The organism is Enterobacter chinensis, from assembly GCF_034008295.1.
Classification (GTDB): domain Bacteria; phylum Pseudomonadota; class Gammaproteobacteria; order Enterobacterales; family Enterobacteriaceae; genus Enterobacter; species Enterobacter chinensis.
On record NZ_JARDVI010000002.1, the window covers coordinates 830532 to 843653 of the forward strand.

At 55.2% G+C, this 13122-nt stretch carries 14 protein-coding genes; 2 read left to right on the forward strand and 12 right to left on the reverse strand.

What is annotated here, in order from left to right:
* Window positions 1–75: 75 nt before the first annotated feature.
* The 3 genes from crl to gpt form a co-directional block, all read right to left on the reverse strand.
* Window positions 76–477, reverse strand: coding sequence for a sigma factor-binding protein Crl (crl, locus tag PYW49_RS08920; RefSeq protein WP_045330370.1), 402 nt, complete (start codon window positions 475–477; stop codon window positions 76–78).
* Window positions 478–534: 57 nt separating this feature from the next.
* On the reverse strand, window positions 535–1779 hold the full coding sequence (gene frsA / locus PYW49_RS08925) for an esterase FrsA (protein WP_134349042.1): 1245 nt from the start codon (window positions 1777–1779) through the stop codon (window positions 535–537).
* A gap of 104 nt (window positions 1780–1883) precedes the next feature.
* A complete protein-coding gene (gene gpt / locus PYW49_RS08930; RefSeq protein WP_010427903.1) occupies window positions 1884–2342 on the reverse strand; it encodes a xanthine phosphoribosyltransferase in 459 nt (152 codons plus the stop codon).
* A gap of 260 nt (window positions 2343–2602) precedes the next feature.
* Between gpt and pepD the strand changes: the two genes are divergently transcribed.
* The gene (gene pepD / locus PYW49_RS08935; RefSeq protein WP_134349041.1) at window positions 2603–4060 is read left to right on the forward strand and encodes a cytosol nonspecific dipeptidase; all 1458 of its coding nucleotides are present in this window, start codon (window positions 2603–2605) and stop codon (window positions 4058–4060) included.
* A 55-nt stretch (window positions 4061–4115) separates the two neighbouring features.
* Here the strand turns inward: pepD and dinB are convergent, their stop codons facing one another.
* The 8 genes from dinB to PYW49_RS08975 all read right to left on the reverse strand — a co-directional run bounded on the left by dinB (window position 4116) and on the right by PYW49_RS08975 (window position 11322).
* Window positions 4116–5174 carry a DNA polymerase IV gene (gene dinB / locus PYW49_RS08940; RefSeq protein WP_320386266.1) on the reverse strand — a complete coding sequence of 353 codons (1059 nt, stop codon included), beginning with the start codon at window positions 5172–5174 and terminating at the stop codon, window positions 4116–4118.
* A gap of 107 nt (window positions 5175–5281) precedes the next feature.
* On the reverse strand, window positions 5282–5482 hold the full coding sequence (gene nqrM / locus PYW49_RS08945) for a (Na+)-NQR maturation NqrM (protein WP_023293208.1): 201 nt from the start codon (window positions 5480–5482) through the stop codon (window positions 5282–5284).
* Window positions 5483–5484: 2 nt separating this feature from the next.
* Window positions 5485–6708, reverse strand: coding sequence for an NADH:ubiquinone reductase (Na(+)-transporting) subunit F (gene nqrF, locus PYW49_RS08950; RefSeq protein ID WP_320386267.1), 1224 nt, complete (start codon window positions 6706–6708; stop codon window positions 5485–5487).
* Window positions 6709–6718: 10 nt separating this feature from the next.
* Complete coding sequence (gene nqrE, locus PYW49_RS08955) at window positions 6719–7315, reverse strand: NADH:ubiquinone reductase (Na(+)-transporting) subunit E (protein ID WP_044867920.1); 597 nt, start codon at window positions 7313–7315, stop codon at window positions 6719–6721.
* A 6-nt stretch (window positions 7316–7321) separates the two neighbouring features.
* Complete coding sequence (locus PYW49_RS08960) at window positions 7322–7960, reverse strand: NADH:ubiquinone reductase (Na(+)-transporting) subunit D (protein WP_008500256.1); 639 nt, start codon at window positions 7958–7960, stop codon at window positions 7322–7324.
* Entirely contained in the window at window positions 7953–8747 is a 795-nt protein-coding gene (locus PYW49_RS08965; protein WP_134349038.1) for a Na(+)-translocating NADH-quinone reductase subunit C, read from the reverse strand. Before PYW49_RS08965 ends, PYW49_RS08960 begins: the two co-directional genes overlap by 8 nt.
* Window positions 8740–9975: an NADH:ubiquinone reductase (Na(+)-transporting) subunit B gene (locus PYW49_RS08970; protein WP_320386268.1), complete on the reverse strand. Its 1236-nt coding sequence runs from the start codon at window positions 9973–9975 to the stop codon at window positions 8740–8742. Before PYW49_RS08970 ends, PYW49_RS08965 begins: the two co-directional genes overlap by 8 nt.
* 3 nt (window positions 9976–9978) lie before the next feature.
* Complete coding sequence (locus tag PYW49_RS08975) at window positions 9979–11322, reverse strand: Na(+)-translocating NADH-quinone reductase subunit A (protein ID WP_320386269.1); 1344 nt, start codon at window positions 11320–11322, stop codon at window positions 9979–9981.
* A 298-nt stretch (window positions 11323–11620) separates the two neighbouring features.
* On the opposite strand from PYW49_RS08975, the gene dpaA reads away from it, so the two are divergent.
* Window positions 11621–12361 (forward strand): peptidoglycan meso-diaminopimelic acid protein amidase, encoded by a 741-nt coding sequence (gene dpaA / locus PYW49_RS08980; protein ID WP_134349035.1) that lies wholly within the window; start codon window positions 11621–11623, stop codon window positions 12359–12361.
* Here dpaA and PYW49_RS08985 read toward each other — a convergent pair.
* The gene (locus PYW49_RS08985; RefSeq protein ID WP_010427885.1) at window positions 12332–13099 is read right to left on the reverse strand and encodes a class II glutamine amidotransferase; all 768 of its coding nucleotides are present in this window, start codon (window positions 13097–13099) and stop codon (window positions 12332–12334) included. The two genes, dpaA and PYW49_RS08985, sit on opposite strands and share 30 nt — an antisense overlap.
* Between the last annotated feature and the right edge of the window lie 23 nt (window positions 13100–13122).

A 13122-nucleotide genomic window follows, 5' to 3' on the forward strand; every position in this document is an offset into this window, starting at 1 on the left:
GCGAAATAAAAAACCGGCTTGATGCCGGTTTTTTTTGCCCGGTAAGCGAAGCCGCCACCCGGCGTCGTGACACCATCAGGCAGTCAGCTTCACCGCTTCGCTGGAAAAGTCATCCGCAGGCTCGAACTTGAGATCCAGGGTTGCCAGCAACGCGCTTGCCTTCGCGTGGAACTCTTTCAGCGTATATTCGAGGCGATCAATCACTTCCTGATCTTTAATGGTAGTGGCCTGCCAGTTGCCGTCTTTATTAAACAGGCCAAACTGGTAGCTATAAGTGAAGCGTTTTTCCTCGGCTTCCATTTCCATCCACCAGCCCCAGAATTCACGTTTTTCGGGTGCAGGCTTCACGTTGACGCATACAGCCAGGCAGTCGAAAAAAAAGCGATTCTCTTCACACTGCTCTTCTCGAATATACGGGCCGAGAGCCATAAACTTCTTAATCAGTCTACTTTTCGGGTGTCCACTCGGTAACGTCATTGCGATCTCCTTTTGTGAAGCCACTGTTTTACCAAACCAGCAAAATTTAGCAATCTCTTAACACAATCTCTGAGCGATCCAGCGCGTAATCTCTTTCAGTGCTTTGTCGAAATTCTGATAGACCGGGCTGAACGGCACCTCAAGCAATTTGCCATCCGCAGATGACGAAGTGATTAAGCGCGACTCTTCTTCCGGACTGAACGGATCGTTTTTCCAGAACCCCGACAGCATCGGCGTTGGGCAGCGACGTCCCAGCAACCCTTGCGTTTTTAACGAGTAGCGATTGAGTTCAATGCGCAGCGCTTCGTCTGATGCATCATGCATGCCAAGACGGCTGGCCAGTACATCAAGGTACATTTCAGGTACGCTCCCTTGGCGAGCAGGATCGCTGAGCAGAGCGTGAACAACCGGACCAAGGCAGGCGACGGCTTTCAGACGAGAAGATTCAAGGTAGGCCAGACGCACCGCGACGTTCGCCCCAAAACGGAAGCCAAATGCCGCTACGCGGGTGTGGTCAACCCACGGAATATTTTCCAGTGCTTTTAGCGCATGCTGGTGCAGCAGGCTGGAATCCTGAGTCAGTTTCCATTTGGATGAGAAACCGATGGAGGGCATATCAAGCGTCAGCATCGCGATCCCTTTTGGTGCGAAGTAGCGCTCATACAGGCTGTAATAGTCGATTTGCAGCGAATCCAGCCCCCCGCACATGAGGACGGTCGGGAACGGGCCTTCACCTTCAGGCATATGCAGGAACCCGGTAACGGACGCCCCCCCAGAAATGGTGAACTCAAGTTCACGCATCCGGCCCGGCAGGCGCTGAGCCGCTTCCTGATAGGCGCGATTCGCCAGCGCCTGAGCCTGCTCGGCCAGTTCATCGCCTTTTAAATGGGGGTAGGCGGCAATCCCGTACAGGTTAGCGGCGTGCAGCCAGTGCTTGCCGCTGCGCGTGGCATCCTCTTCCTGACTGGCTTTTTGCTGCCAGAGCATCGCCTGCTTAGACCACTCGTAGATCCAGTTACCACCACGGTAACCCACTACCGTATCGTACAGTTCGCTGTCGGTACGTTCGGCTTCGCTCATCACGATTCGCGCCTGCACATCGAGGATTTCACGGGGATCAATACCTCGCCAGATCCACATCAGGCGGTTAATCATGCGATACCAGTGAGGCACGTTTTTACCGTCTAACGCAGACTGGACGGCTGGCTGGGTACCCGGATTAAAGCGGCGCACCAGCGTCGACGTTTCAGGGTGTTTGAAACGGGGTTTGAAGAGAGTTTCGGTGAGATTCGCCTGCGTCATTGCGTTGCCTCCATGGATACGTCATATGGAGTCTATTGTAACGCGGTGCAGACTAAAAAGAACAACGCCCGACATAGCCGGGCGTGTAAAGTTACGTACTGGTATTAACGGCCTGAAATAGGCGGCACAAAGACCACGCCCATATCCCATGGCTGTTCAATCCAGGTATCCTGCGGGATATCAATCACGTAATCGTCAACCAGTGGGCGACCCGCTGGTTTAGCGAAGATGGTGACGAAGTGTGCTTTTGGATACATTTCGCGGATGGCCACCGCAGTACCGCCGGTATCCACCAGGTCATCAATAACGATGAAACCTTCACCGTCGCCTTCCGCGCGTTTCAGCACGGTCAGCTCGCGCTGGTTGTCATGGTCATAGCTGGAGATGCAAACGGTATCGACATGACGAATACCCAGCTCACGTGCCAGCAGCGCCCCCGGTACCAGACCGCCACGGCTGACGGCAATAATGCCTTTCCACTGTTCGGAAGGCATCAGACGCGCAGCCAGTTTGCGTGCGTGAATCTGCAACATGTCCCAGGTGACGACGTATTTTTCGCTCATGTGAAGTGTCCCAGCCTGTTTTTATACGGCTTAAAAAGTGTTCGAGGGGGAAATAGGTTGCGCGAGATTATAGAGATCTGACGCACTAAAAACCAGTGTTTAGCGCCCTCTGCCTGAGTTTTTACATGCTTTATGCTACCAGCCAGCAGAGAAAGTGGTATTCTCAGTTTCATCTCGCAAGCCTGACTTGTGGTAACTATTAACCTGCTAACCCTGTGACCTGCAACCCTGTTTGCAGCGCCTCGACAAGGAGACTTATCGTGTCTGAACTGTCTCAATTATCTCCGCAGCCGCTGTGGGATATTTTTGCCAAAATCTGCTCCATTCCACACCCTTCCTACCATGAAGAACAGCTTGCCGAACATATTATGGGTTGGGCGAAGGAAAAAGGTCTGCACGCTGAACGTGACCAGGTTGGCAACATTCTGATCCGCAAACCCGCTACCGCAGGTATGGAAAACCGCAAACCGGTTGTGCTGCAGGCGCACCTGGACATGGTGCCACAGAAGAACAACGACACCGTTCACGACTTCACCAAAGACCCGATTCAGCCGTATATCGACGGCGACTGGGTGAAAGCGCGCGGCACAACGCTGGGTGCGGACAACGGGATCGGCATGGCCTCTGCGCTGGCCGTGCTGGCTGACGACAGCGTTGAGCATGGTCCGCTGGAAGTGCTGCTGACCATGACCGAGGAAGCGGGCATGGACGGCGCATTCGGTCTGCAGGCGAACTGGCTGCAGGCGGATATTCTGATCAACACCGACTCCGAAGAAGAAGGCGAAATCTACATGGGCTGCGCGGGCGGGATTGATTTCATCTCTACCCTGCCGCTGTCACGCGAAGCGATTCCAGCCGGTTTCCAGACCTTTAAGCTGACGCTGAAAGGGCTGAAAGGCGGTCACTCCGGCGGTGATATTCACCTGGGCCTGGGTAATGCCAATAAACTGCTGGCACGCTTCCTGGCAGGCCATGCGGCTGAGCTGGATCTGCGTCTGGTCGATTTCAACGGCGGTACGCTGCGCAACGCGATCCCACGTGAAGCATTCGCCACCGTGGCCGTACCGGCGGCAAAAGCGGACGAGCTGAAAAAACTTTCCAGCGTGTACCTGGATATCCTGAAAAACGAACTGTCAGCGAAAGAAAAGAACCTGACCGTGGTGCTGGAATCCGTCTCCACGGATAAAGCCGCGCTGACCGCGCAGTCCCGTGACACCTTCGTTCAGCTGCTGAACGCGACACCAAACGGCGTGATCCGCAACTCTGACGTGGCGAAAGGCGTAGTGGAAACCTCTCTGAACGTGGGCGTGGTGACCATGAGCGACGACAGCGCGGAAATCATCTGCCTGATCCGCTCGCTTATCGACAGCGGTAAAGAGTATGTGGTGAGCATGCTTGAATCTCTGGGTACGCTGGCGGGTGCAAAAACCTCCGCTAAAGGCAGCTACCCAGGCTGGCAGCCGGATGCAAGCTCTCCGGTGATGGCACTCGTACGTGAAACTTACCAGCGTCTGTTCAACAGCACCCCGAACATTCAGGTTATCCACGCGGGTCTGGAATGTGGTCTGTTCAAAAAACCATATCCGGACATGGACATGGTGTCTATCGGGCCAACCATTACCGGTCCGCACTCGCCGGATGAGCAAGTTCATATCGAAAGCGTGGGCCATTACTGGACACTGCTGACTGAACTGCTGAAAGCGATTCCTGCTAAGTAATTCGCCGTCTGATGCCCGGTGGCGCTTCGCTTACCGGGCCTACGATGGATACAACCTACAGTCCTAATACCAGCTGTCGTTCCAGTTGCGGATCCAGCAACGTGACGTGCAACCCCACCAGCCTGACCCCTCTCCCGCCCCGCCGTTCTTCCCACGCTTTTTTCGCGGTAGCGATAAGATCTTCTTTATTCAGGCGTGGCCAGACGTGCTCCTGCGTGGTCTGCTGGAAATCATTAAACTTCAGCTTGATGCCCTGACGCGCGATCAGCAGGTCCGGTTTTACCTTTGCCAGGCGTCGCTCCAGCTCAGGATAGAGCTGTTCCGTGATAATGGTTTCGCACTCCGGCCAGTCGTGAATATCTTCAATCAGCGTGCGTTCCACTCCGACGGATTTACGCAGACGCTCGTTGTTGACGTCACGGTCGTCAATCCCCTGGCTGCGCTCCCACAGCACGCGGCCAAACTTGCCAAAGCGTTTGAGCAGCATAGCGAGATCGCTTCTCTGCACATCTTCGCAGGTGCGTAATCCCATGCTTTCCAGCTTTGCGGCGGAGACTTTTCCCACCCCGGGGATTTTGCCGAGCGGCAGCGTTTTTAAAAATGCAGGTACTTCTTCCGGCGTGATGACGTACTGGCCGTTGGGCTTATTCAAATCGGAGGCAATTTTGGCGAGGAATTTAACGGGTGCCACGCCCGCCGATGCGGTCAGATTCAGCTCGTTGAAAATCGTCTGGCGGATCTCCTGAGCCATTAGCGTAGCGGAGCCGTGACAATGCACGCTGTCGGTCACATCCAGATAGGCTTCGTCCAGCGATAGTGGCTCTATCAGAGAGGTATAGCGGGAGAAGATTTCGCGAATATGAACCGAGGCTTCTTTATAAGCGTCAAACCGGCCTGGCAGGAGCGTGAGATGAGGGCAGAGCTTTAAGGCCATCGCCGTGGGCATGGCGCTGCGCACGCCAAATTTGCGCGCAGGGTAGTTTGCGGTGCTGATGACCCCCCGCTGCACGCGGCTGCCGCCAATGGCGATGGGAATATCCCGCAGCGCCGGGTTGTCACGCATCTCCACTGCGGCAAAAAAGCAGTCCATATCAACATGGATAATTTTGCGCATAGTAAGCCCTCACTCATTACTGGATAAGTATACAGTAAACAAATGAGGGTTGAGAAGTGTGCGTGAGAATTGTCGGGTGGCGGCTTCGCCTTACCCGACCTACCAGACTAAATAATGCGCTGCTGCTCGCGCGCCATGCGTTTTTTACGGGCATCGCACGGTTCCGGGCAGTCGCACACCTTCTCCATCCCAATGGAGGATATCCCGCCGCAGCTGCCCTGTATGCTTTTACGCTTAACGATCCAGCCTAACGACATACCGAAGATGACAAGCACAAAAACCACAAAGGTTGCCAGAAACGTCAGCATCGTCAGCCTCCAAAGTCATCGAGCATGATGTTCTCATCTTCGACACCAAGATCTTTCAACATCTTAATCACGGCGGCGTTCATCATCGGTGGACCACACATATAGAATTCGCAATCTTCCGGAGCGGCATGATGTTTGAGGTAGTTTTCATACAGCACGTTATGGATGAACCCCGTGTAACCGGTCCAGTTATCTTCCGGCTGCGGATCGGAGAGCGCCACATGGAAGGTAAAGTTCGGGTTTTCACGCGCCAGCTGTTCGAATTCATCATCATAGAACATCTCACGCAGCGAGCGCGCCCCGTACCAGAAGCTGATTTTACGCTTGCTGCCAAGCCGCTTCAGTTGGTCAAAGATGTGCGATCGCATCGGGGCCATACCGGCACCGCCGCCGATAAAGACCATTTCCGCGTCGGTATCTTTCGCAAAGAACTCCCCAAACGGGCCGGAGATCGTCACTTTGTCGCCCGGTTTTAGCGACCAGATATAAGAAGACATAATCCCCGGCGGCGCGTCCGGCACATTCGGTGGTGGCGTAGCGATACGCACGTTGAGCATGATAATGCCCTTTTCTTCCGGATAGTTGGCCATCGAGTAAGCGCGCAGCGTCGGCTCTTTCACCTCCGACACAAAGCGGAAGATATTAAACTTGTCCCAGTCGGCACGGTACTCCTGCGGAACGTCAAAGTCCGCATACGCCACAGTGTGCTCCGGACACTCAATCTGAATGTATCCCCCGGCGCGGAACGGGACATCTTCCCCTTCCGGTACTCGCAGCTTCAGCTCTTTAATAAAGGTGGCTTTGTTATCATTAGAGATAACCTCGCACTCCCATTTTTTAACGCCGAAGATCTCTTCCGGCAGCTCAATCTTCATGTTCTGACGCACCGCGACCTGGCAGGCCAGACGGCAGCCCTCTTTTGCCTCACGCTTTGTGATATGCGCCAGCTCCGTTGGCAGAATATCGCCACCGCCCTCTTTTACCGTCACGCGGCACTGCCCGCAGGAGCCGCCGCCGCCGCAGGCTGAGGAGACAAAAATGCCGTTGCCGGAGAGCGTGTTGAGCAGTTTATCCCCCGCCGGCGTGCGGATCTGATTCTGCGGCTCGTCGTTAATATCAATCACCACGTCGCCGGAATTCACCAGCTTCGCGCGCGCCGCCAGAATGAGCCCTGACAGCACCAGTACAATTAGCGTGAACATCACCACGCCAAGGATAATTTCCATCTGTTAGCCCTTATAGCTGCACACCGGAGAAGGACATAAAGCCCAGCGCCATCAACCCGGTGGTGATAAAGGTGATCCCTAAGCCACGCAGACCCGCAGGCACGTTGGCATATTTCATTTTTTCGCGGATCCCCGCCATAGTGACAATCGCCAGCATCCAGCCGATACCGGAGCCGAAACCGTAGACTACGGATTCACTGAAGTTGTAATCACGCTGAACCATAAACGAAACGCCGCCAAAGATGGCGCAGTTCACCGCGATCAGCGGCAGGAAGATCCCCAGCGCGTTGTAAAGCGACGGGAAATACCTATCAAGGATCATCTCAAGGATTTGGACCAGCGCCGCGATCACCCCGATAAAGGTGATGAAGTTCAGGAAGCTGAGATCAACGCCTTCCACCAGCGCGCCGTCCCGCAGCACAAAGTTGTACACCAGATTGTTAATGGGAACGGAGAGCCCGAGCACGACCGTCACCGCCACGCCCAGTCCAAATGCCGTCGACACTTTTTTGGAAACCGCAAGGAACGTACACATGCCGAGGAAAAACGCGAGCGCCATGTTTTCAACAAACACCGCACGCACAAACAAACTCAGGTAATGAGCCATCGTCGGTTACTCCTTTTCCTGCTGTTCTGGTCTCAACGTACGAATCAGCCAGATCAGCAAACCGATAATGAAAAATGCGCTAGGGGCCAGCAGGAACAGCCCGTTTGGCAGATACCAGCCGCCGTTCTGCACCGTGTCCAGCACCGTGATGCCAAACAGCTTGCCGCTGCCAATGAGCTCACGCAGGAACCCAACGGTCAGCAGGATCACACCGTAGCCGAGGCCGTTGCCGATACCGTCCATAAAGCTCGCCAGCGGGGGCATTTTCATGGCGTAGGCTTCCGCACGCCCCATGACGATACAGTTGGTGATGATAAGACCGACAAACACCGAGAGCTGTTTGGAGGTTTCATAAGCGAAGGCGCGCAACAGCTGATCGACCACGATCACCAGCGAGGCGATGATCGCCATCTGCACGATGATCCTCACGCTGTTGGGAATGTGGTGGCGGATCATTGAGATAAACATGCTGGAGAACGCGGTTACCAGCGTTACCGCCAGCGTCATCACCACCGCCGTTTCCAGCTTGGTCGTTACCGCCAGGGCTGAACATACGCCCAGCACCTGCAGCGTAATCGGGTTATTGGCGAGCAGTGGGCCAATGAGCACCTTTTTGACTTCTTTCAGTTCACCGGTATCAGCCATTGTTCAGCGCTCCTTCACGTACGTTTTTCAGGAAAGGACCAAAGCCCAGCTCGCCCATCCAGAAATCAAAACTGTGCTGCACGCCTTTTGATGTGAGCGTGGCGCCGGAAAGCCCGTCGACGGCGTAGTCGTCACCGGGACGTGCAGCCCCTTTCATCACCTTCAGCGCGGGTAGGCCGTTATCGTCGAGCACTTTCTTGCCGACAAACTGTGCCCGCCAGTTAGGGTTCTCAACTTCGCCACCCAGCCCCGGGGTTTCTCCCTGGTCATAGTACGTAATGCCTTTTACGGTGCGGCCATCCGTATCAAGGGCCACAAAGGCGTACATCATTGACCACAGGCCGTTGCCGTAAATCGGCAGCACCATTTCCTGCACGCGTTTTTGCTCGTCGCGCACCAGGTAAATTTCGGCGAGATTGCTGCGGCGCTTAATGCCGGCGGGATCTTGCGATGCCTCGAGCGTCAGGCTCATCTGCGGATCTTTCAGCGCCAGTGCCTGGTTGAATTTTGCCGGATCTTTCTCCAGCAGTTGGCCCGTTTTTAAATCCACCAGACGCGCCGAAATCCGTTCGGCAAAGACGGCCGAAACGTCATCTGCGCTCATTCCTTCCTGCATCAGGCCGGCCACGGCCAGAATGTTGCGCTGTTTATCCAGGGCACGTTGCTCCTGCTGCAGGGGTTTTAACCCCACGGCAGAACCGGCCACGATAATGGAACAGACCAGACAGAGCACCAACACCACCAGCAGCGTTTTGCTGATGCTGTCGTTATTTTTAACTTCAGCCACGCGCCTTCCTCCGCTTAATGTTGGCCCGCACCACCAGATAATCGAAGAGTGGCGCAAACAGATTGGCAAACAGAATGGCCAGCATCATTCCTTCTGGATATGCCGGGTTGACCACGCGGATCAGGACACACATCGCGCCAATAAGCACGCCATAGCTCCATTTACCTTTATCCGTAAACGAGGCAGAGACAGGGTCGGTCGCCATGAACATCATGCCAAACGCGAAGCCACCCAGCACCAGATGCCAGTACCACGGCATGGAGAACATCGGGTTGGTGGTCGAACCGATAACATTGAACATCGTGGCGGTTAGCACCATGCCGATCATCACGCCCGCCACAATTCGCCAGGAGGCTACGCGACCGAAAAGAATAATCGCGCCGCCCAGCAAAATCATCAGCGTAGAGACTTCCCCGATGGAGCCCGGAATGTTGCCTATAAAAGCCTCAAACCAGGTGACAGGCTGCCCTGTCGCGTTGTTAACCAGCGCTTCGCCGCCGTGTGCTGCCCACTGCGAAAGTGGCGTAGCGCCGGAAAAACCGTCTGCCGCCGTCCATACCAGGTCGCCTGAGATTTGTGCCGGATACGCAAAGAACAGAAACGCACGCCCCGCCAGCGCCGGGTTGAGGAAGTTCCGCCCGGTCCCGCCGAAGATCTCTTTGGCAATCACCACGCCAAAACTGATGCCTAGCGCCGCCTGCCAGAGTGGCAGCGTCGGAGGAACAATCAGGGCAAAAAGAATAGAGGTCACGAAGAAGCCTTCGTTGATCTCATGTTTACGGATGATGGCAAACAGCACTTCCCAGAAGCCGCCCACGATAAATACCGTGATGTAAATCGGCAGGAAGAAAACCGCACCCAGCGTCATCATGCTTATCCAGCCTGCATCTGCAGCGAAGCTCACCCCTAAGGACTGGGCCAGACGGTAGTGCCAGTCAGACTGGAGCACCTGCGCCAGCTGCTGTGCATCGTACATATGGTGCAGTGCCGGAATGGTCTGCAGGCCGACGTTGTACATTCCCCAGAACATCGCCGGGAAGACCGCAAACCACACCAGAATCATCATCCGCTTGAGGTCGATGGCATCGCGAACGTGCGCCGCCCCTTTAGTCACCAGCCCAGGCGTGTAGAAAATAGTCGCTGTTGCTTCATACAACGGGTAGTACTTTTTGAGCTTCCCTTCGGTAAAGTGCGGCTCAATTTTTTCAAAGAGGTGTTTTAAGCCCATCAGTTATCCTTCCTGCTCAATGCGGGTTAACACCTCGCGCAATACGGGTCCATATTCGTATTTTCCCGGACACACATAGGTACAGAGCGCCAGGTCTTCTTCGTCCAGCTCCAGGCAGCCCAGCGCCTGCGCGCTGTCGGTATCGCCGGCGAGGAGATCGCGCAACAGCATGGTCGGCAGAATATCCAGCGGCATGACGCGCTCGTAGTTGCCAATCGGGACCATGGCGCGCTCTCCGCCGTGCGTAGTGGTCGAGAAGTTAAACAACCTGTTACGCAGGAAGTGACCCAGCGTGGTCCGGGTGACGGAATATTTCTCCGCGCCGGGCAGCACCCAGCCGAACAGCTCCTTCTCGCGACCTTCCTGCACAATGCTGACCTGCAAATGGAAACGGCCCAGATAGGCGTGCGCATCAACAGCATGGCGGCCGCTGAGCACCGAACCGGAAATCAGGCGGTTTTCGCCCTCTTTTACTTCACCCACCAGCAGTTCATTGATGTCTGCGCCCAGCAGCGTCTTCACCAGGCGCGGATGGCTCGCCTGCGGTCCGCCAATGGCGATAGTCCGTTCAGCGCTCAGTTCACCGGTGGTGAAGAGATGGCCAATGGCAATAACGTCCTGATAATTAAGATGCCAGACCTGTTTTGTCAGGCTTACCGGCTCAAGGAAGTGGATGTGCGTCCCAACCAGCCCCGCAGGATGCGGGCCAGCAAACTCATTAAACGTGACCTGCCCCTGCGGATGGCCGCCGAGCTTGCCGCCACCGGCCTGACAAACGTGGACTTTCCCCGACGTCAGGCGGGTTAAAAGGGTCAGCCCGGCATCAAAGGCCTTGCGCTGCGCCAGGATAACCGGCTGCGGGTCCACGCTGAGCGGGTTGGTGTCCATTGCCGTAACGAAAATTGCGGCCGGTTCCGCGCCGGGAACAGGTGATTTGCTGAAGGGACGCGTACGAAGCGCGGTCCATAAACCGGATGCCAGAAGTTGGGCCTGAACAGCGTCACGGCTCAGCGACGCGAGGTCTGCGACGTCGTAATGGGCAAATTCACGCTGTTCATTGCCTTCAATGCGGATAACCACCGACTGCAGAACGCGCCGTTCGCCACGGTTGATCGCCACAACGATGCCGCTCGCGGGTGCCGTGAACATCACGCCGGGATTTTTTTTGTCCTCAAAGAGCGCCTGTCCTTTGATAACGCGATCGCCTTCCTGTACCAGCATTGAAGGGCGCATTCCCAGGTAGTCATCGCCCAAAATGGCGACATGACGGACACTTGCGCCTGTCGAAACGTGCTGCGCTGGCACGCCTGCAATCGGCAGATCAAGTCCTTTTTTTATTTTAAACATGTGGTTAGCAGGTTTCCATGAACAACAATCCAGTGGGCGCGAAGTGTAACATTTTCCCCTTCCCGCGGGCAGGGAATCCGCCGTCGCGCGCGCCAAATTGCGAGCTAATACGCAAAGTTCCTGGAGCCATCGCAACGTTGATGGTTTATAAAGTAAAACTAATTTGTAAACTCACCGCCCGGCTCTTGCGAAAATCTCTGGTGGTGCTAATGTGAGCGCTCCTAACAGAATAATCTGATTTCGGGTCTCTTTTGCCGTCCTGGCAAGTTGGTCATGGTTTTATCAAGGAACTAGTAGTATGCGTAAAATCGCATTGTTCATTGCGATGCTTCTGATTCCGTGCATGTCGTTTGCCGGACTGCTCAGCAGTAATAGCTCAACGACGCCGGTCAGCAAGGAATATAAACAGCAGTTAATGGGATCGCCGGTTTATATTCAGATCTTCAAGGAAGAGCGCACTCTCGATCTGTTTGTAAAAATGGGTGAGACTTATCAACTGCTTGATAGCTACAAGATTTGTAACTACTCCGGCGGGCTGGGGCCAAAACAACGTCAGGGCGATTTCAAAAGTCCGGAAGGTTTTTACAACGTTCAGCGTAGCCAGCTCAAACCCGACAGCCGCTTCTATAAAGCCATTAACATCGGCTTCCCGAATGCCTACGACCGTGCCCACGGTTATGAAGGTAAATACCTGATGATCCACGGTGCCTGCGTGTCTATCGGCTGTTATGCGATGACCGACTCCGGTATTGATGAGATCTTCCAGTTTGTAACGGGCGCGCTGGTCTTTGGGCAGCCTAACGTTCAGGTCAGCATTTATCCGTTCCGCATGACGGATGCCAACATGGCCCGTCACAAGTTCTCATACTACGCGGATTTCTGGAAACAGCTTAAGCCGGGTTACGACTACTTTGAGCAGACCCACAAGCCACCGGTGGTCTCTATCGTAGATGGTCGTTACGTAGTCAGCAAACCGCTGAGCCACGAAGTCGTCCATCCACAGCTGGCGTCAAATTACACGGTCCCCGAGACAAAATAGCACCCACTCGCCTGGCATAATCTTTTGCCAGGTTTCGTTGCCCGTCAGCGGCTGCGTTGCAATGACAGTGACCACATCGTTCGGTGTGGTCTCCTTCTGAAAGTCTATCTCCACATCCTGATCGAGTAGCGTCGCAACGCCAAACGGCGCACGGCGGGTGATCCAGAACAGATTCGTTGAGCAGAACGCCATCACATAGCGCCCGTCAGAGAGCAGCATGTTGAACACGCCTTTTTCGCGTAGCTCCGACGCCAGCGTCGCAATGTATTTAAACACGGCAGCCATGTTGCCAGGCGTGCGGGGATAGCGCTCCGTCAGTTTGTGAAGCAGCCAGCAGAAGGCTTTTTCACTGTCGGTTTCGCCGACCGGGCGGAAATTGCCCGTCTCCAGCGACTTATAGCCCGTGAGTTGCCCATTATGCGCGTAGGTCCAGTTACGGCCCCACAGCTCACGGGTAAACGGATGGGTATTTTCCAGCGCGACTTCACCCCGGTTTGCCTGGCGAATATGCGCAATCACCGAGCGCGACTTGATGGGATAATCCTGCACCAGTTTGGCAATCGGTGAGTTAAAGCTGGGCTGTGGATCTTTGAACGTGCGACACCCTTTGCCTTCGTAGAAGGTGATGCCCCAGCCGTCTTTATGCGGCCCGGTTCCCCCACCGCGCTGCACCAGCCCGGTGAAACTAAAGCAGATATCGGTTGGCACATTGGCGCTCATCCCGAGCAGTTCGCACATACGTCACCTCCACAACAGCGGGG